Source organism: Niallia nealsonii (genome assembly GCF_002835805.1).
Classification (GTDB): domain Bacteria; phylum Bacillota; class Bacilli; order Bacillales; family Cytobacillaceae; genus Niallia; species Niallia nealsonii.
The window spans coordinates 27,731-46,811 of record NZ_PISE01000019.1 but is presented as its reverse complement, the minus strand read 5'-3'; the positions used below and the strand labels follow the sequence as shown (position 1 = coordinate 46,811).

At 36.0% G+C, this 19,081-nt stretch carries 15 protein-coding genes and 3 other annotated features (1 of these 18 only partly in view); of the genes, 14 read left to right on the top strand and 1 reads right to left on the bottom strand.

Annotated features, from left to right (window positions below):
* Positions 1–217: 217 nt before the first annotated feature.
* Complete coding sequence (locus tag CWS01_RS09925; RefSeq protein ID WP_101177039.1) at positions 218–1,492, bottom strand: MFS transporter; 1,275 nt, start codon at positions 1,490–1,492, stop codon at positions 218–220.
* A 267-nt stretch (positions 1,493–1,759) separates the two neighbouring features.
* On the opposite strand from CWS01_RS09925, the gene CWS01_RS09920 reads away from it, so the two are divergent.
* The 14 genes from CWS01_RS09920 to CWS01_RS09850 all read left to right on the top strand — a co-directional run bounded on the left by CWS01_RS09920 (position 1,760) and on the right by CWS01_RS09850 (position 18,741).
* On the top strand, positions 1,760–2,404 hold the full coding sequence (locus CWS01_RS09920) for an MOSC domain-containing protein (protein ID WP_101177038.1): 645 nt from the start codon (positions 1,760–1,762) through the stop codon (positions 2,402–2,404).
* Positions 2,405–2,457: 53 nt separating this feature from the next.
* Positions 2,458–2,707 (top strand) — a binding site (T-box leader).
* Between the two features lie 34 nt (positions 2,708–2,741).
* Positions 2,742–2,978, top strand: a binding site (T-box leader).
* A 62-nt stretch (positions 2,979–3,040) separates the two neighbouring features.
* Positions 3,041–4,444, top strand: a complete 1,404-nt coding sequence (gene trpE, locus CWS01_RS09915; RefSeq protein ID WP_101177086.1) for an anthranilate synthase component I — start codon at positions 3,041–3,043, stop codon at positions 4,442–4,444.
* The gene (locus tag CWS01_RS09910) at positions 4,425–5,012 is read left to right on the top strand and encodes an anthranilate synthase component II (protein ID WP_101177037.1); all 588 of its coding nucleotides are present in this window, start codon (positions 4,425–4,427) and stop codon (positions 5,010–5,012) included. Before trpE ends, CWS01_RS09910 begins: the two co-directional genes overlap by 20 nt.
* The gene (gene trpD / locus CWS01_RS09905; RefSeq protein WP_101177036.1) at positions 5,009–6,034 is read left to right on the top strand and encodes an anthranilate phosphoribosyltransferase; all 1,026 of its coding nucleotides are present in this window, start codon (positions 5,009–5,011) and stop codon (positions 6,032–6,034) included. The genes CWS01_RS09910 and trpD overlap by 4 nt, the downstream gene beginning before the upstream one ends.
* Positions 6,034–6,813: an indole-3-glycerol phosphate synthase TrpC gene (trpC, locus tag CWS01_RS09900; RefSeq protein ID WP_101177035.1), complete on the top strand. Its 780-nt coding sequence runs from the start codon at positions 6,034–6,036 to the stop codon at positions 6,811–6,813. Before trpD ends, trpC begins: the two co-directional genes overlap by 1 nt.
* A 12-nt stretch (positions 6,814–6,825) precedes the next feature.
* Positions 6,826–7,437 (top strand): phosphoribosylanthranilate isomerase, encoded by a 612-nt coding sequence (locus CWS01_RS09895; RefSeq protein WP_101177034.1) that lies wholly within the window; start codon positions 6,826–6,828, stop codon positions 7,435–7,437.
* A gap of 18 nt (positions 7,438–7,455) precedes the next feature.
* Complete coding sequence (trpB, locus tag CWS01_RS09890) at positions 7,456–8,652, top strand: tryptophan synthase subunit beta (RefSeq protein ID WP_101177085.1); 1,197 nt, start codon at positions 7,456–7,458, stop codon at positions 8,650–8,652.
* On the top strand, positions 8,652–9,431 hold the full coding sequence (gene trpA, locus CWS01_RS09885; protein WP_101177033.1) for a tryptophan synthase subunit alpha: 780 nt from the start codon (positions 8,652–8,654) through the stop codon (positions 9,429–9,431). Before trpB ends, trpA begins: the two co-directional genes overlap by 1 nt.
* 322 nt (positions 9,432–9,753) lie before the next feature.
* Complete coding sequence (locus CWS01_RS09880; RefSeq protein WP_101177032.1) at positions 9,754–10,272, top strand: GNAT family N-acetyltransferase; 519 nt, start codon at positions 9,754–9,756, stop codon at positions 10,270–10,272.
* A 225-nt stretch (positions 10,273–10,497) separates the two neighbouring features.
* Positions 10,498–11,757 (top strand): amidohydrolase, encoded by a 1,260-nt coding sequence (locus CWS01_RS09875; RefSeq protein WP_101177031.1) that lies wholly within the window; start codon positions 10,498–10,500, stop codon positions 11,755–11,757.
* A 190-nt stretch (positions 11,758–11,947) separates the two neighbouring features.
* A complete protein-coding gene (locus tag CWS01_RS09870; RefSeq protein ID WP_101177030.1) occupies positions 11,948–13,663 on the top strand; it encodes an ABC transporter ATP-binding protein in 1,716 nt (571 codons plus the stop codon).
* Between the two features lie 519 nt (positions 13,664–14,182).
* Positions 14,183–16,150: a methyl-accepting chemotaxis protein gene (locus tag CWS01_RS09865; RefSeq protein WP_101177029.1), complete on the top strand. Its 1,968-nt coding sequence runs from the start codon at positions 14,183–14,185 to the stop codon at positions 16,148–16,150.
* Between the two features lie 663 nt (positions 16,151–16,813).
* Positions 16,814–17,767 (top strand): DMT family transporter, encoded by a 954-nt coding sequence (locus tag CWS01_RS09855; RefSeq protein ID WP_101177027.1) that lies wholly within the window; start codon positions 16,814–16,816, stop codon positions 17,765–17,767.
* A gap of 200 nt (positions 17,768–17,967) precedes the next feature.
* Entirely contained in the window at positions 17,968–18,741 is a 774-nt protein-coding gene (locus CWS01_RS09850) for an HAD family hydrolase (RefSeq protein WP_101177026.1), read from the top strand.
* A 114-nt stretch (positions 18,742–18,855) separates the two neighbouring features.
* Positions 18,856–19,081 (top strand) — a binding site (T-box leader); it runs 6 nt beyond the window's last position.

Below are 19,081 nucleotides of genomic sequence, written 5' to 3'. Positions count from 1 at the left end.
CCTTTTAAGAATTTTTAAATGTGATATCTTCTGCTGATACTGTTTTATATATAGGAAAAAAATCTTTGTTGCAGTCCATTGCTTATCGCCTAGGTTAAAATAGGCAAGATCTGTGGAATTAAACTATAAAACTCGGGCATTTCCTTTGAATGTATAACTCTAATTAGTAAAATATAATCCCCCCACTTAGATGCAAAAGAGGGGGGGGATAATCTAGTCAGCTTGCTTTTTCGCTGTCATGCTTTAAGCGAAAAAATGCGGCAAGCGCTGCAAGCACTGTAATGCCGCTTAAAATATAAAATTGAGTATGGCTTGCGTGTTTTATCAAAATGGCCATAAGAGGTGGTCCAGCAGCAACACCAATAAACCTCATCGAACTATACATGCTTGTAATTGTGCCTCGCTCTTCTTTTTCAATGCCCTCTGTAATTAATGCATCAAGGGGAGGAAGGCTTGCTCCTATTCCAATCCCTGATAATGTTAAAAAGCCGATAACATACCATAAACTATCGTGAAAACTTAAAGCGACTGTGCCAATAATAATAGCTATAATGCCGCTGAAAGTAATCCATTTCATCAGCATTTGATCTTGTTTAATTTTTCTTCCTGTAATAAAAGAAGTAATGCATAATGCTCCTAATGGAATGGCAAGAAAAAACCCTTTTTTTATATTTTTAATATGGTACTTTTTTTCTAGAACATCAGATAAATAAAACATTTCTGCAAATAAAACAAACATGACAATAGTTCCAATAAAAAAAATAGCATATAGCCATTTCTTATCTTTATGAATTATTTCTTTTGTGTGTGCAATAAATTCTTTAAATGGAAGAGGTTTTTTTGAACTGGTTGGCACTTTTACAAAAACTAGTATTAAAATGACTGACAAAAGGCAAAATACAGGAATTGCCATAAAGGGAATAAACCAGATAAATCCTGCTAAAATGGCTCCTAATATAGGGCTTAGCACCTTGCCGAATGTATTTGCCGTTTCAATAACTCCTAAAGTGCTTGAAACCTCTTCTTCATCCTTAAACATATCTCCAACTAAGGGCAGTACAATTGGAAATGCTCCAGCTGCTCCAATGCCTTGCAAGGCTCTTCCAATCAATATAACCCAATAACTGTCTTTCATTAACCATGCGGCAATTCCTGCAATGGATCCACCTATGCCAGAAATAATCAAGCTTGGAATAATCACCTTTTTTCGGCCGATATGATCTGATAAGTATCCGGCAACAGGTATTAAAAGAATTGCTAGTATGGAATAGACAGTGATAATCATACTAACTTGAAAAGAAGAGATATTCAGTTTTTTCTCAATAGAGGGCAGTACTGGGATAAGCATGCTGTTGCCGAGTGTCATAACTAGCGGTATCGATGATATTGAAAGAATTGACATTTTGGATACTTCTGTTTGCTTGTTTTTGGTTTTATGGGTTGTTTTATTAATAGACATGCCAATCATCTTTTTATCATTAATATTCTCCATCTTGACTTATCTCCTTAGCGTTCAAAATGTTAACTACATTTAATATGTACCGTTCCTCTGCAAATTAGTAAAAAAATGTTTTGGGAAAAAGTGTATATGACGATAACGCAAAAAATAAAGAAAAAAGCTAACTAATAATGCGGATGTTTTTTGGAAAATAAGCATCAAACATAAGAAAAGGAAGGAATTATGCAGGAAAGGGCTTTGATTTTTAATTTATTCATATTAAGATAAAAGATAGGCAAAATAAGAGATGGAGGAATAGATGTGGGGAATATTGTTGCATTAAGCATTGGCCAACCAGAAGAGCTTAGTTGGCAGGAAAAAAAATATGTTTCGGCGATTGGAAAAACAATAAAACAATCTGCTCAATTGACAGAAGATTGTTTTGTCGGAGATGGTGTAGCAAATCCAGCCTTTCATGGCGGACCTGAAAGAGCTGTATGTTTTTACCCTTATGAGCATTATGCAGCTTGGGAAAAGGAGTTTCAAACAGAATTAGCAATTCCTGCATTTGGAGAAAATATTTGTGCAACAGGTTATGTAGAAAAAGAAACCTATATAGGAGATATTTTTTCATTAGGAGATGCAATCGTACAAGTTACACAAGGGAGAATTCCATGTTCGACCATTTCTAAGTATAACCATATAAATATGTTTTTAAAAAGAATAATGGAAACCTGTTATACCGGGTATTTTTTGAAAGTAGTAAAAGAGGGACAGGTCGATGCAAATTCATCGTTTACTTTATTAGAAAGAAAACAATCTGAAATATCGGTTTGGGATGCAACAAATTTAATGCTTTTAGATAAAGAAAATAAAAAGAAAATTGAAAAAGTATTACTATTGGAAGATTTGGCTTTAGATTGGCGCAATCGATTTGAAAAAGCTCTGCAAAAAATAAAAAAATAAGTTGGATTCTCTTGACTTTTTTTGAAAAAATACATATGATTAAAACAACATAGTGATTGGCAGTGATGAAGAGTAGTAATTTTTATGGATGCTTTAGAGAGCTGATGGTTGGTGAAAATCAGTGTAGACATAATAATGAATGGACTTCTAGCCTCTAAACCGAAACTGTTAAAGGAGTAGGCTTTAGCGAAAGTCTCGTCGTTACAAGAGACGGAAATATTGCATCATAGATATGCAAGTATTTCTTAAAGTGAGCTTATTATAAGCTAATGAAGGTGGCACCACGGGTTTCTCGTCCTTTTTATAGGAGAGAGCCCTTTTTGTATACAAAAAAATAAAAAAAACGATGATTAAGAGTAGTATGCTAGTGAGTGTTGTTTTAGAGAGTCGGTGGCTGGTGAAAACCGATACAATCTACTTGCAGAATGGACTTATGAGTGCGGACTTGAAGTAAAAGTATGGTTCGTCGGTTTCCACCGTTAAAGGGATAGAGTATTTATTATTAGTACTTGAAAAGGGAGAGTGTCAGACACTCTAACGTGAGGTGGTACCGCGGTTTTTAATCGTCCTCTATCTGTATCTTTATTTGAAGATGCGAGATAGGGGACTTTTTTTATTAAAGGAGGAGAAAGTTTGATGCCTACAAAAGCAGATTTGTTACTTATTGAAAAAATAGCTGGAGACACATTAACTCCAATTAGCATTTATCAACGTATAAAAGGAAAAAAGAAGTTTCTTTTAGAGAGTTCTTTAAAACATCAAAATTCGGGGAGATATTCAATTATCGGCTCTAATCCTGCCTTTGAGTTAATTGGCAACGGTTCGGTTTCTACCATTATCCGAGGAAACACCAAAGAGGTCATCAATGAAAAATCTTTGTCTTTGGTTGAAAAACTACTGCCAAAAAGGCAAGTGGAGCTGCCATTTGATCTTCCAATAACTGGCGGTGCAATCGGCTATGTTGGGTATGATAATATTAGACAATACGAAGATATCGGACCAGAAGCGAAAGATGAGATCGGCATTCCAGATGTGCATTTATTATTTTTTGAAGATTTGATTATTTTTGATCATTTAGAACAAATAATTTATTTGATAGCAACTCCCCTTTCTGATTCAACAACGGAAAAAGAATTGCAGGATAAAATAAATAAACGAAAAGAAGAACTAACGACACCATTTGTAGAAGAAAAGGAGGAGGTTGCTTTAACTAGTTTTCAGCCGTCTATTACAAAGGAAGCATTTGTAGAAAAAGTGAATAAGGCAAAAGAGTATATTAGAAACGGCGATATTTTTCAAGTTGTTCCATCCCAGCGCATGTCGGCAAAAATAGAAGGTTCCCCTTTTTCTTATTACCGCGGCCTGCGAATTAAGAATCAATCGCCATATATGTACTTTTTAGATTTTGAAGAATATGCAGTGGTAGGAAGCTCGCCGGAAAGTTTGATCAAAGCACATAATGGCAAAGTCATTACTAATCCAATTGCAGGCACAAGGCCAAGAGGTGCAAATGTAGAAGAAGATAACCATTTAGCAAACGATTTATTACAAGATGAAAAAGAGTTGGCAGAACATAAAATGCTTGTAGATTTAGCACGCAATGATGTCGGAAAAGTGAGCCATTTTGGGTCCGTAAATGTTGATAAATATTTAAAAGTAGAAAAATATAAACATGTGATGCATTTAGTATCCGAAGTCAGCGGCGATTTAAAAGAAGAATATTCTAGTGTGGATGCACTTGTATCTTGTTTGCCAGCAGGAACTGTGTCTGGTGCACCGAAAATACGAGCCATGCAAATTATCAATGAGCTAGAGGGCGTAAAAAGAGGTATTTATTCAGGAGCAGTTGGCTATTTTTCTAAAAATGGCAATATGGATTTTGCTTTAGCGATAAGAACAATGGTGATTAAAGGAGAAACGGCATATATCCAAGCAGGTGCAGGCATTGTGTATGATTCGGTGCCAGAAAAAGAATATGAAGAAACCATTCATAAACTAAAAGTATTTTTGGAGGGGCAACATGATTTTATTAATCGATAACTATGATTCTTTTACGTATAACTTATTTCAGTATCTGGGGGAATTGGGAGAAGAAGTGAAAGTTATCCGCAATGATAAAATTTCCATTGAGGAGATACGAGCGCTAAATCCAGATCGAATTGTTTTGTCTCCTGGGCCTGGAAGACCAGAAAATGCTGGAATACTTATTACGCTTATCCAACAACTATATAAGGAATTCCCAATACTTGGAATTTGTTTGGGTCATCAAGGAATTGGCTACGCATTTGGTGCAGAAATAATAAAAGCAGATAATATTATGCACGGAAAAACATCCTTTTTAGCAACAAAGCAATCTTCGGTTTTTGAAGGATTAGAAGAGCCGGTTGAAGTGATGCGATATCATTCTCTTGTGATTAAAAATGGCACATTGCCAGAAGAATTTACCATATTAGCCCATTCTAGTGATGATCAAGAAATTATGGCTATTAAGCATAAAGAATTTCCTCTTTATGGATTTCAATTTCATCCAGAATCGGTTGGTACAGGGTACGGCAAACAATTAATTGCGAACTTTATAAAAGAAACAAGAAAGGAAGTAATCAAATGAAAGCATATTTACAGAAGTTATTGCAAAACCAATCATTAACAGAAGAAGAAATGATTATTGCTGCAAGAAAGTTATTTTCTGACACAATATCTGACAGTGAAATTGCTTCCTTTATTACTGCTTTAAAAATGAAGGGAGAGACAGTTGATGAAATGGTCGGCATCGTCAAAGCTGTTAGAGAACAAACCCTTCCATTTCAAAATAGCATGCCAGGCTGCATTGATAATTGTGGCACAGGGGGAGATGGTTCGCAAAGCTTTAATGTTTCCAGTACTTCTGCATTCGTGATGGCAGGTGCAGGAATACCTGTTGCAAAACATGGCAATAGAAGCATTTCGAGTAAAACTGGAAGTGCCGATGTGTTGGAAACGCTGGGCATTAAATTAAACATTACCCCAGAGCAAAATGAAGAACAGTTAGAAAGTGTCGGTATAACTTTTTTATTTGCACAGCATGTTCAGCCGAAAATGGGGAGAATTACGAAAGTTCGCAGAGAGTTAGGAATTCCAACCATCTTTAATTTAATTGGCCCATTAACTAATCCGATCAATTTAGATTCTCAAGTGCTTGGGATCTATCGAAAAGATTTTACCGAGCCTTTTGCAGAAGTACTAAAAAAATTAGGAAGAAAAAGAGCGGTTGTGTTAAATGGTGCAGGCAGCATGGATGAAGCTAGTTTGCAAGGAGAAAATGAATTGGTTATTTTGGAAAATGGCAGCATTCGTAAAGTAATGCTTCACCCTTTTGATGTAAACCTTCCTGTTTATTCAAATGAAGAAATTCGAGGCGGGGACGCAAAAGAAAATGCCGAAATTCTATTAAATGTATTAAAAGGAGAAAAAGGGGCTTACCGAGATACTGTATTATTAAATGCAGGAATCGGCATTTATGCAGCAGGCCGAGCAGAAACAATTGCAGAAGGAGTCCAATTAGCCGCTGAAAGTATTGATACAGGTGCAGCGTATCGCAAATTGCAGCAATTGGTTGAAAAAAGTGGAAAATTGCAGAAAGCAGGGATATAATGGGAACAATCTTAGATAAAATTATTGCCGAAAAACATACGGTTGTGGAAGAATTAAAAACTAGAAAAGAAGAGTTGGGGACTACTGTCCAAAATAAACCCAAATATTCCTTTCTGAATACATTGAAAAGTGCCAATACTCTTTCTGTTATTGCGGAATTTAAACGGGCATCACCTTCAAAAGGAGAGATAAATGCCAAGTTAGATCCAACCAAACAGGCAGGAGATTATGAACAGTTTGGTGCCGATGCTATTTCTGTTTTAACGGACACTCCTTTTTTTAAAGGAACATTTGAAGATTTAACAAAAGTTCGTTCAGCTGTTGAGCTTCCAATTCTTTGCAAGGATTTTATTATTGATCCTATTCAAATTGATTTTGCCAAGCATTATGGCGCTAATTTAATTTTATTAATTGTGGCGGCTTTAGATGATGAAACATTAAAAAATCTGTATGAATATGCAATAGAAAAAGATTTGGAAGTCCTTGTAGAAGTGCATAATAAAGAGGAAGCAGAACGTGCTATTGCCCTTGGAGCATCATTGATAGGAGTAAATAATCGAAACTTAAAAACATTTGAAGTATCACTTGAAACAACAGAAAAATTGGCTTCGATGATTAAAAAAAGTGGCAGCTTTTTAGTAAGCGAAAGCGGGATTGCCACAACAGATGATATTAGAAGAGTGGTAGAGGCTGGTGCCAATGCTATTTTAGTAGGGGAAACATTTATGAGAAGCGGAAACTTGGAAGAAACATTAAAACAAATGAAAGTTTCTATTTAAGGTAGTGATCATATGGGTGCAAAAATATGTGGAATTACAGATAAAGAGGCAGCAAAATGTGCAGTAGAAAATGGTGCAAAGGCAGTGGGGTTTGTTTTTGCAAAAAGCAAGCGGAAAATCAGTCCGGAAGATGCCAAAGAAATTATTAAAGAGCTTCCGGAAAATATTTGGAAAGTAGGCGTGTTTGTTAACGAATCAAAGAAAAAAATTGATGAAATCACCAACATTTCTGGCATTAATGTTATTCAGCTTCATGGGGATGAATCTAATGAATTTGCTTCCCAGTTTACCTTGCCGGTGATTAAAGCATTCAGCATTCAATCAGAAGAAGATCTAAAAGCGGTCCAAGCATTTGAATGTGATTATGTATTATTGGATAGCCCGAGAGAAATATATCACGGCGGCAATGGAAAAACCTTTGATTGGACGATGCTAAAAGACTATGATTTTAAAGGCAAAAAAGTAATCCTTGCCGGAGGGTTGGATGCAGATAATATTAAAGAAGCGTTAGAGATGGTTCAACCTGATCTAGTTGATGTTTCAAGTGGAGTCGAAACAGATGGAAAAAAAGATTTTAAGAAAATACGTGATTTTTTATCAATTGTGAATCTAGATAAGCAATAGGAGGAAGTAAAAATGACAATAAATTATTCTTTTCCAGACAGCAAAGGCCATTTTGGTGTATATGGGGGAAGATATATCCCGGAAACATTAATGCATGCTGTTTTGGAGCTGGAAAAAGGCTATAAAAAAGCAATTGCAGATCCAGCATTTCAACAAGAGTTGGATTATTTGCTGAAAGACTATGTTGGCAGAGAAACGCCCCTTTATTATGCAGAGAATTTAACCAAACACTTAAATGGCGCAAAAATCTACTTGAAAAGAGAAGATCTTAACCATACTGGTGCACATAAAATCAATAACTCGTTAGGTCAAGCATTGCTTGCGAAACGAATGGGCAAAAAGAAAGTGGTTGCAGAAACAGGTGCAGGCCAGCATGGTGTTGCAACAGCGACAGCATGTGCTCTTTTAAATTTAGAATGTACGGTATTTATGGGAGAAGAAGATATTCGCCGACAAAAATTAAATGTATTTCGTATGGAATTGTTAGGAGCAAAAGTAGTAAGTGTGACGTCAGGAAGCGCCACACTAAAAGATGCATGCAATGAAGCGCTGCGCTACTGGGTAACAAATGTGATGGACACTCATTATATTTTAGGTTCTGTAACTGGGCCCCATCCATTCCCAATGATGGTTCGTGATTTTCAAAGTGTAATTGGCAAAGAAACAAAGGAGCAATATAAAGAAAAAGAACAAAAATTGCCAGATGCTGTCATTGCTTGTATTGGCGGAGGTAGCAATGCAATGGGCATGTTTTATCCTTTCATTGAAGATGAAGAAGTGAAGTTATATGGAATAGAGGCATCTGGGCATGGTCTGCATACAGAAAAGCATGCAGCAAGCTTAACGAAAGGAAAACCTGGTGTTCTTCACGGGGCTTATATGTATTTACTGCAAGATGAAGATGGTCAAGTACAAGAGGCTCATTCTATTTCAGCAGGTCTTGATTATCCAGGTGTTGGGCCAGAACATAGCCATTTACATGATATTGGCCGTGTCCAATATGAATCGGTAACAGACGATGAAGCGTTTGAGGCATTGCAATTATTATGCAAATTGGAAGGAATTATCCCAGCATTGGAAAGTTCTCATGCGATAGCTCATGTACTGAAATTAGCGCCGACAATGAAAAAAGAAGAAGGAATTGTCGTTTGTTTATCAGGAAGAGGCGATAAAGATGTCAATACAGTAATGGAGAAAATGGGAGTGAATAACTAATGGCGACAATTGCAGAAGCTTTTGCAAAAGTACAGGAAAATGGGGATAAAGGATTTGTGCCATATATTATGGCTGGAGATGGTGGATTAGAGACTTTAGAAGAAAAAATTAAGTTTTTGGAAGAGTCTGGTGCAACAGCAATTGAAGTCGGCATTCCTTTTTCTGATCCTGTTGCAGATGGACCGATTATTCAAGCAGCTGGAATACGTGCATTAAAAGCAGGCACGACATTAAATAAAGTATTTAATACGATTATTTCTTTTCGAAAAGAAACATCTATCCCATTAGTATTTATGACCTATATTAATCCAATCCTGTCCTACGGGGTAGAGGCATTTTTTAAAAGCTGTGAAGAGGCGAATATTAATGGCTTAATCGTACCGGATATGCCAATGGAAGAAGAGGAAATTCTGCTAAATGCTGCAACTAAACATCAAGTAGAATTAATTCGCTTAGTAACATTAACAAGTCCAATGGAAAGAATTGCGACGATTGCGAACAAAGGAAATGGCTTTTTGTATGCTGTAACGGTAACTGGAATAACAGGAGCTAGAACCACTTTCCAAGAACATTTAGGTCCTCATTTATTAAAAGTAAAAGAAGTAAGTCCTATTCCAGTTCTTGCTGGATTCGGCATCTCTACACCAGAACATGTCAAAAACATGACACAGTACTGTGACGGTGTTATCGTTGGCAGTAAAATAGTGGAGCTTTTTGATAAAAATGATCTTGAAGGAATCAAAGCATTAATAAATGCAACGAAAAAAGTAGCCAATTAAAAATGGTCAGAAGCGAAAAAAGCGCAAGAGCTTAAATCTTGTGCTTTTTTTGTATTGGCTATGTTAAAGTTTATTGTTGATTTTGGCACTTTGTTGATTGGAAAGAAGGACGTGAGACTCCGCAGGAGCAAGCCTCCCGGACCGCCCGCGGAAAGCGAACGCCTGTAGTGGAAATCAACAGGCAAGTTTAACAGAGCCTTTGCATTAAAAAAATTTGCTGAAGGAGAAGGGATGAAACGAAGAGTTATGGAATTACTCTATAGAGATAGAGTTAGCTGCATGTGCTGCAGCTTGAATCAACAAGATAAGTGTGGTGGGGAATATGTACATAAGATTATTGACAGCAAAAGATGCCAAATTGTATTGGCAATTGCGACTAAAAACACTAAAACAAAATCCGGATGCTTTTTTGCTCACTGTTGCGGAAGAAGAAAACAAACTGCAACCTGTAAAAAAGACGGCACAGCAGTTGAAAGATCCAACTAGAATAACGTTAGGTGCATTTGATCAAAATAGATTAGTTGGTTCTATTACTTTGCAAAGAGAAGTGTTTGAAAAAATTAAACATAAAGGCAGTGTGCTGTCTTTTTTTGTGGAAAATGATTATCGGGGAAAAGGAATAGGTAAAACTTTATTAACAAAAGTTATTTCGATTGCCAAAAATTATGAAATAGAACAACTACTTCTTACAGTGGTTGCTAAAAATACGGATGCTATCCATTTATATGAGGGAATTGGCTTTACTGTTATGGGGCTAGAAAAAAGAGCGTTAAAGTATGAAAATATTTATTATGATGAAAAACATATGGTTTTGTATTTATCACGCATTAACGGGCAGTAACCCCCCCACCTAAGGGATGGTAAGAGAAAACGAGAAATCTAGGTGGGGGATAACTGCCCATAAAAGCCTGATTGGTTCAACTAACAATCAGTGAGGGAGGAAGAAAACCCTCACTGATTGAAGTTTCACTTTATGACAAATTATAACATTTTATATTTATAAAATTTTAAAAATTTAAATTATGTTAAAATAGAGAAAGGATTGCAAAAAAAAGGAGTAAACAATGTGAATGTAATTGAACAAAGAAGAGATTTTCATCGTTATCCTGAACAAGGTTTTCTTGAATTTCGGACTGCTTCCATTGTCGCACAAACATTAAAAAAACTGGGATTTGAAGTGCTTTGCGGCAAAGAAGCAATGGTACCAGAAGCACGTTTTGGTGTTCCGCAAGAGGAACAATTAACAAAGGCCTATCATCAAGCATTAAAACAGGGAGCAGATCCGCTGCTGCTAAAAAGGATGCAAGGTGGAAATACTGCTGTTGTTGGCATTTGGAGAGGAGGGGAGCAAAAGTCTCCCATCGCTTTTCGTTTTGATATGGATGCACTGCCAATAAAAGAAAGTGAAGAGGAAGGCCATCTTCCATTTAAGGAAGGCTATGCTTCTTGTATGACAGGATCCATGCATGCATGCGGCCATGATGGTCATACCGCAATAGGTTTGACATTTGCCGAAAAAATAGCAGAAGCTGCTCCATCTCAAACCATTAAGCTGATTTTTCAGCCAGCGGAGGAAGGCGGACGTGGCGCTGTATCAATGGTGGAAAAAGGGATATTAGATGATGTCCGTCATTTATTTTGCCTTCATTTAGGTTTAAATCTTCCATTAGGTGAAGTGCACGGTGGCATCAGCAATTTTTTGGCGACATCTAAATTAAAAGTGATATTTAAAGGAATCCCTTCCCATGCCGGCGCTTCTCCTGAAAAAGGGGCAAATGCATTATTAGCAGCCTCTACTGCTTTATTGAATATTCATGCTTTGCCCCGATTTAGCGGGGAAAAAACAAGAATAAATGTAGGAGTATTAGAAGGAGGAACGGCTGCCAATATTATTCCGGCTTATGCACAAATGATTCTTGAAACAAGAGCCGAAAGCTGGGAAGTGAATGAAGAGTTAAAAAAAAGGGTGGAAAAAATTATTGTAGGAAGCGGCGCCATGCATGGTGTACAAACGAAAATGGAAGTAATTGGCGAAGCGACAACGGCAGCTTCTAATCCTGAGTTAATGGAGCTGGTAGTTGAAGAAGCGAAAAAAGTTCAAGGATTTACAAAGTTTCAGCTTGAAAGCAACAGTAACCTAGGCAGTGAAGATGCTACTTTTATGATGCGTCGTGTACAAGAGTATGGGGGAAAAGCAACCTATATGATTATCGGTTCCCCACTTCCTGCTCCACATCATCATCATCGTTTTGATATAGACGAAAAGGTGCTGCCAATGAGTGTGGAACTGCTAACTAGAATTGCAAAAAGCGTTTGTAATCACTAATAAAAAAACAATGGAGGAATATTTCTTCATTGCTTTTTTGCATGAAATTATTTCGGGTTAAAAAATAAATTTCTTGAATAATAGCTGTTTAACATCTATAATCAATAATGATTCTCATAAACAATTCTAGTATGCAACATTTGGGGGGAGTGAATAGGATCTTAAAATAAAAAATATAAGGGAGATTTTTATGATTAAGCGATTTTTTACCTATTATTTGCCACATAAAAAATTATTTATACTAGATTTCTCTAGCGCCGTTGTTGTAGCCATACTAGAACTGGCATTTCCTTTGGCCGTTTCTTGGTTTATAGACACATTACTACCTGAGGGTAATTGGAGCTCGATTGTATCTGTAAGTTTTGGTTTATTGGCATTATACTTAGTTAGTACATATTTGCAGTATATCGTTAACTACTGGGGTCATAAATTAGGGATTAATATTGAAACAGATATGCGCTCACAGCTGTTTAACCATGTTCAAAGGCAATCATTCCGTTTTTTTGACAATACAAAAACAGGCCATGTTATGAGCCGCATTACCAATGATTTATTTGATATTGGAGAATTAGCTCACCATGGTCCAGAAGATTTATTTATTGCCGCTATGACATTTGTTGGAGCTTTTTGGATTATGCTTACAATCAATGTGAAACTTGCACTTATTATTATTTTTATCGTTCCGATATTAATTTGGCTTATTACGTATTGCAATAAAAGCATGCATAGAGCGTGGAAGAATATGTATGGTGATATTGCTGATGTGAATGCTCGGGTGGAAGACAGTGTATCAGGAGTTCGTGTTGTACAATCTTTTACAAATGAAGAATATGAAATGTCTCGTTTTTCGGTTAACAATAAACGTTTCCGTAAAGCAAAAGTGGGCGCTTATAAAGTAATGTCGCTTACTTCCTCTTCTGTTTATATGCTTATGCGTTTTTTCACACTAATTGTACTCGTGTATGGTGCATGGCTTACTTTTCATAATGAATTAACAGGTGGGGCGCTTGTTGCTTTTATCTTATATGTGAATGTATTGCAAAAACCGATTGATAAAATTAGTACTTTATTAGAATTGTATCCAAAAGGAATGGCAGGATTTAAACGTTTTTTAGAGTTGATTGATACAGAACCAGATATTAAAAATGCAAAAAATGCAGTTGATGTGCCAAATCTTCGCGGGGATATCCAGTTAAACAATGTAGATTTTAGCTACGAAAATAACCGTCCCGTTTTAGAAAATATTAATCTATCTATTCTTGCTGGAGAAACAATTGCTTTTGTAGGACCATCTGGGGCAGGAAAAACAACGATTACGTCATTGATTCCTCGTTTTTATGATGTAAAAGGTGGAAGCATTACCATTGACGGAATTGATATTCGCGATATGACAACATCCTCCTTGCGCTCCCAAATTGGCATTGTTCAGCAAGATGTTTTTTTATTTACAGGAACACTAAAAGAAAATATTGCTTATGGAAAATTAGATGCTACGGATGAAGAAATACATCAAGCAGTAAAACGTGCACATTTGGAAGATTTAATCCGCAAACTTCCAGATGGATATGAAACGCAAATTGGAGAGCGGGGCTTAAAACTTTCGGGGGGGCAGAAACAGCGTCTTGCAATTGCTCGAATGTTTTTGAAAAATCCGCCAATATTAATATTGGATGAAGCAACATCTGCACTCGATACAGAGACAGAATTAATTATTCAAAACTCATTAAATGAGCTTGCAGAAAATCGTACGACACTAGTGATTGCCCATCGGCTTGCAACAATTCGCAATGCAGATCGCATCGTAGTTGTAACAGAAGATGGAATTGCAGAAGAAGGACGTCATGAGGAGTTATTAGATCAAGACGGTATTTTTGCTAATCTCCATCGTGTTCAATACCAGCAATAAAATAAAACGAAAATTCGCGGGAATTACTGCCTGTAAAAATAAGATAATAAAAAGACGAAAGCAGATATAACAACTGTTTTCGTCTTTTTATTTTTGGCTGTTTCCTAAAAGATTGTTGTTTTTCGGATAGTTTCCATGAGCAATTCCATAGCTAAAACAGGTGGATTGGAGTAAAAGGTGCGAGACTCCTGTGGGATTAGCGGGACAGGTGAGACCCCGCAGTTCACAACCTGAGGATGCTCACCGCCCGCCCCGCGGAAAGCGAGCATCCCTTCACTGCAATCAACCTACTCCTTTAAACGCAACAAAGTTTACGAAAACAGCCTTATTTTTATACGAGCAGCATAAGATATACCGCATCTCTTGAACATAATTTATTAAAACAAGAGGTGTTTTCTAGTTTTTTTGAAAATTTTGCCTATTGAATGATGACTAATAGTTTATTCAGATAAACTAGAGCCTGCCGATATTAAGGGTAAGAACAAAAATATTAAGTTTTAGCATTGCAGGAGGATTTAAATGAAAAAGAAACAGGCAATCTTAACAATTAAAAAGAAATTATTAGTTGCTTTTTTGCTGCTTGCTGTTGTTCCGGTTATTATTATAGGAACAATATCGTATTTAAACGGAACAAAAACAGTGAAAACTCAAATTAATTATGCTGCAAAAGAAAGCATTAAATTGCTTGATCAGTATATTACCGATACAGTAGAACCGAAAGTAAAAGATGCAGATTATTTTGCAGAAACAATTTCAAAACAAAATATACAAATAAATGAGGGATCAGAATTAAGAAAAAGGCTGGAAGAATATGCATCTATTCATCCAGAAAATGCAAGCATTTTTCTTGGAACCACAGAAGGAGTGATGGTGCAGTATCCAAAGAAGGAGCTGCCTAAAGGATATGATCCAAGAGAAAGAGACTGGTATAAAAATGCCGAAAATACAAGCAATACGGTTATTTCAGATGCTTATTTGTCTGCATCAGGAGATCAAGTTGTCACTATTTCAAAAAAATTAAAAGATGGATCTGGTGTTATAGGAATTAATTTAACAGTCGATACGATTAATAGAGTAACAAGAGGGATCAATATAGGAAAAGAAGGTTATGCAATCCTTTTAGGCAAAGAAATGCAATATATTTCCCATCCGACAATTGACCCTGGAACCGTACCAAAAGAGGAATTTTTTCAAAAACTATACGAAGGTGATGAAGGACAATTTTCCTATCAGTATAATGGGACAGATAAAAAAATGACCTATTTGACCAATGGATTAACAGGTTGGAAAGTCGCAGGCACCATGTATAAACATGAAGTAATGCAAGCATCCTCCAATTTAATAAAGATAACAATTATAATAGGAATTGTTATGATATTAATAGGGAGCATTATAGCGATTTCTGTTACAAGTTCGATAACAAAACCATTAAATGTTTTAAAAACAAGCGCAAATATTATTAGTCAAGGAAATCTAACAGAGGCAATAAAACTCAAGTCACAGGATGAAATCGGTGAACTAGGAAATGCTTTTCAAAATATGAGCGAAAACTTACGTCAGATAATTATTCAAGTGGATGAAAATACGGAGCAAGTTGCAGCAGCGGCGGAAGAATTATCAGCAGCTTCTGAACAAACAAGAACAGCGACAGAGCATGTAGGGACATCTATTCAAGCTATTGCATCTGATGCGGAAAAACAAACAATGGTTATAGATAATACAGCACATGCAATCGAAGAAATTGCCAAAGGTGTTGAAAAAATTTCCTTTAATATAGAAAGCGTAAATAAGGAAGCTAGCAATACTGCTTTTCACGCAGAAGAAGGGGAAGCATTTGTAAAAAGAAATGTGGAGCAAATGAATACGATTTATGGACATGTAAATGAATCGGATCAGATGATTCAGGAATTAAATGATCGTTCTAGTAAAATAAATCAAATTATTACCGTCATCAGTCAAATTGCAGAACAAACGAATTTATTAGCATTAAATGCAGCGATTGAAGCAGCAAGAGCTGGTGAACAAGGAAAAGGATTTGCGGTAGTCGCAGACGAAGTTCGAAAACTTGCAGAGCAATCACAAGCATCAGCAAAACAAATAACAGATCTTGTACAAGAAATTCAACTGAAAACAGAGCATTCTGCTGAAAAAATGAATGAGGCGGCTAAAAGTGTCGGGGCAGGCATTCAAATATCTAATGATACGATTATAAAATTTAATGAAATTTTAACAGGAATCAAAAGTATCGCACCACAAATTGCTGAAATTTCTACTATTGTAAAAGTAGTTTCTGAGGAAGTTTCTGCAGTTAGCTCCACAACAAATGAACTTGCAGAAATTGCAACAAAAAATGCTGACGCATCGGAGAATGTTGCCGCCAGCACACAAGAGCAGATTGCGTCACTAGAAGAAGTGAATGCTTCTGCGAAAGCCCTTGCTGAAAACTCAGAAGAATTACAAAGGATAATTAGACGATTTACAGTGTAAGAAAAAGGATAAAATAATCTAAGAAGGTTTATTTTTTTCGGTCTTTATTTCGATTTACACTTAGTAAGGCGTTAATATATGCTGCGAAGAACAAAATAAAAATAATGCCGACAAAGGAAAATGTGGAAAGTATAAAATCCATTGCTATCACACCTTTCTATTAGTATAAGTATAACCAAAAAATGCTAGCAATAGTACTTGGTTAATAGACAAACACTAATAGCCGTTGGAAAAATCCAACGGCTATTAGGCGATTTTAACGCTATAACGGTTCTATTTAAGCTTAGATTTAAACAACATAAGAATTCCTGCAAACAGGATGAAAAAGACAAATAGAAAAGGAAAAAGGCTTGCGCTATACATAATATAAATTTTAACATGTGCTAATATATGTGCAATTACATACAGAATAAACAAAAAGATAAAAGAAAAGAGGAAATATCTTTTTTTCTTCAAACGCAAAACAACCACCTCTTGCTGTTTTTCTCCTATAACAGTATGAAGGCAGCTCCCTTATTATTCGAATAAAATAAAAATCTATAAAATTCTGCGCATCCATAATGAAAACTATTCAGCTTCTAAACTAATTGCGTTATAGTAATATATGAAGGTTTCAAATAGTCTAAATATTAATGCAGAAATAAAGTTAAAGGAGAAATTTTTATGCGAGCTATTATTTTAGGCATTTTAGCAGCGTTTTTTTTCGCATTTACATTTGTTTTGAATCAAGCGATGGAAATGAATGGGGGAAGTTGGGTTTGGAGTGCATCTCTGCGCTATTTTTTTATGCTGCCAGTACTATTTATAATAGTACTTTTTAGAAAAAATCTAACTATAGTATGGCAGGAACTAAAAGCAAATCCTATTCCATGGATTCTTTGGAGTTCTGTTGGCTTCGGCATTTTTTATGCTTTTATTTGTTTTGCGGCAGCTTATGGACCTGGATGGCTTGTTGCGGCAACATGGCAGCTAACCATTATATCTGGTACCTTGCTTGCACCACTTTTTTATGAAAAAGTGGGCGGTAAACAAATTCGAAAAAAAATTCCATTTAATAGTTTAACATTTTCTTTGCTGATTGTATTTGGCGTTCTGCTAATGCAAGCAGAGTATGCAAAAGAGATGTCTATTCAAAGTACATTGCTTTGCTTTATTCCAATTGTCATTGCTTCATTTGCCTATCCACTTGGCAACCGCAAAATGATGGAGATTCTAGACGGACGTTTAGATGCCTATCAGCGGGTGTTAGGCATGACGATTGCGAGTCTGCCTTTTTGGATTATTTTATCTATTTACGGAGTCTATACTGTAGGTTTGCCAAGCAAGGAGCAAGTGGTGCAATCGAGCATAGTCGCTTTATTTTCGGGCGTTTTTGCCACCATTTTATTTTTTGCAGCGACAGATATAGTGCGAAATGATATGCAGAAATTAGGAGCAGTGGAAGCAACCCAATCATTTGAAGTATTATTTGCGCTGCTTGGGGAAATGCTATTCCTTTCTGCACAGATGCCTTCTTTTATCTCATTGATTGGAATGTGTTTTATCATTGTAGGCATGGTATTACATAGTATTTTTTCAAGAAGGTCCCTTGTTATAAAAAAATCTATTTCTGTATAATATTAATTTCGATTCTTTACAATAAAAGAATATTAATACTTTGTAAAGTTTGCGGTATTTTTTACTATTTCCAACAGAAACGATATACTATTTAATAGAAAAAAGTGAAATTCATTTAGACGAATTTCACCTTCTGCTAAGGAAATAAAGGGTAATAGTAAACTATCCATTTTGCAGCGAAATAAAAAGGAGGAAAAAACATGAACAACGTGTTAAAAAATCCAACGATTAAATTAATTGCACTAGACATGGATGGAACATTATTAAATGAAAAAGGCGAGATTCCAGAAGAGAACCGCAAGGCTATTAAAGAAGCGCAAGATCAAGGAATCCATGTTGTGTTAAGCACAGGACGATCTATTGCTACTTGTCGAGAGCATGCGGAAAGCTTGTTTTTAAAAACTTTTTTAGTAACAGTTAATGGAAGTGAAATCTGGGATTACCAAGGCAATTTAATTGAAAGAAATTTGGTGGAAGCGGAGAATATCAAGTGGATGTGGGAGCTTTCCCAAAAACATCAGGCAAGAGTTTGGGCGATCAGCTGCGGAAAAACATGGAATGATCAAATGCCTGAAAATATTGCTTCATTAGAATGGCTGAAATTTGGTTTTGATATAGAAGATGACAAGATTCGTGCAAGTGTATTAAAAGAATTGCAAGATAAAGGAGTTTTTGAATTAAGCAATTCCTCTCTAAGCAATATTGAAGTAAATGCGATTGGAATTAATAAAGCAAAGGGTTTAAAAACCGTCTGCGACAAATTACATATTACAATGGATGATGTAATGGCCGTTGGAGACAGCTTAAATGATATTAGTATGATTAAAGAAGCTGGATTTGGCGTTGCAATGGGAAATGCCCAAGAGGTCGTAAAAAAAGCGGCAGATGCGGTTACAGAAACTAATGAAGAAAATGGTGTAGCTAAGGCTATCCGGAAATACGCATTAAAAAAAGAGCCTAGTTTTAAAAGCTAGTGGAAAATCAAAAAAATTCACGTTATCGCTGCCAGTCGGCATGATAAGGAAAATCAAAAAAAAAACGGATTGAAACAATCAAAAAAACTGTTATAATAAAATCAACATCTAAACAAGAGAACGTTTGAAAAAGGATTAGTATGCGAAACCTTGCGTTTTAGAGAGTGAAGTTTAGAAGCTGAAAGACTTCATAACGTTAAATCCGCAGAACCTGCCTTTTGAGTCCTATGAAAAAGATAGGCGTGATCTGGCGTTAACAGACAAAGTGGGATAATGGCACCAAAGTGGTGTTTTATTATCCAATTAAGGTGGTACCACGGAAATATTAGCCCTTTTCGTC

Coding starts and splice junctions, on each gene's coding strand:
- CWS01_RS09850 (WP_101177026.1), top strand. CDS start 17,968: ATGAACAACGTGTTAAAAAATCCAACGATTAAATTAATTGCACTAGAC.
- trpC (WP_101177035.1), top strand. CDS start 6,034: ATGGGAACAATCTTAGATAAAATTATTGCCGAAAAACATACGGTTGTG.
- CWS01_RS09910 (WP_101177037.1), top strand. CDS start 4,425: ATGATTTTATTAATCGATAACTATGATTCTTTTACGTATAACTTATTT.
- trpA (WP_101177033.1), top strand. CDS start 8,652: ATGGCGACAATTGCAGAAGCTTTTGCAAAAGTACAGGAAAATGGGGAT.
- CWS01_RS09870 (WP_101177030.1), top strand. CDS start 11,948: ATGATTAAGCGATTTTTTACCTATTATTTGCCACATAAAAAATTATTT.
- trpD (WP_101177036.1), top strand. CDS start 5,009: ATGAAAGCATATTTACAGAAGTTATTGCAAAACCAATCATTAACAGAA.
- CWS01_RS09880 (WP_101177032.1), top strand. CDS start 9,754: ATGTACATAAGATTATTGACAGCAAAAGATGCCAAATTGTATTGGCAA.
- CWS01_RS09855 (WP_101177027.1), top strand. CDS start 16,814: ATGCGAGCTATTATTTTAGGCATTTTAGCAGCGTTTTTTTTCGCATTT.
- CWS01_RS09925 (WP_101177039.1), bottom strand. CDS start 1,492: ATGGAGAATATTAATGATAAAAAGATGATTGGCATGTCTATTAATAAA.
- CWS01_RS09865 (WP_101177029.1), top strand. CDS start 14,183: ATGAAAAAGAAACAGGCAATCTTAACAATTAAAAAGAAATTATTAGTT.
- trpE (WP_101177086.1), top strand. CDS start 3,041: ATGCCTACAAAAGCAGATTTGTTACTTATTGAAAAAATAGCTGGAGAC.
- CWS01_RS09895 (WP_101177034.1), top strand. CDS start 6,826: ATGGGTGCAAAAATATGTGGAATTACAGATAAAGAGGCAGCAAAATGT.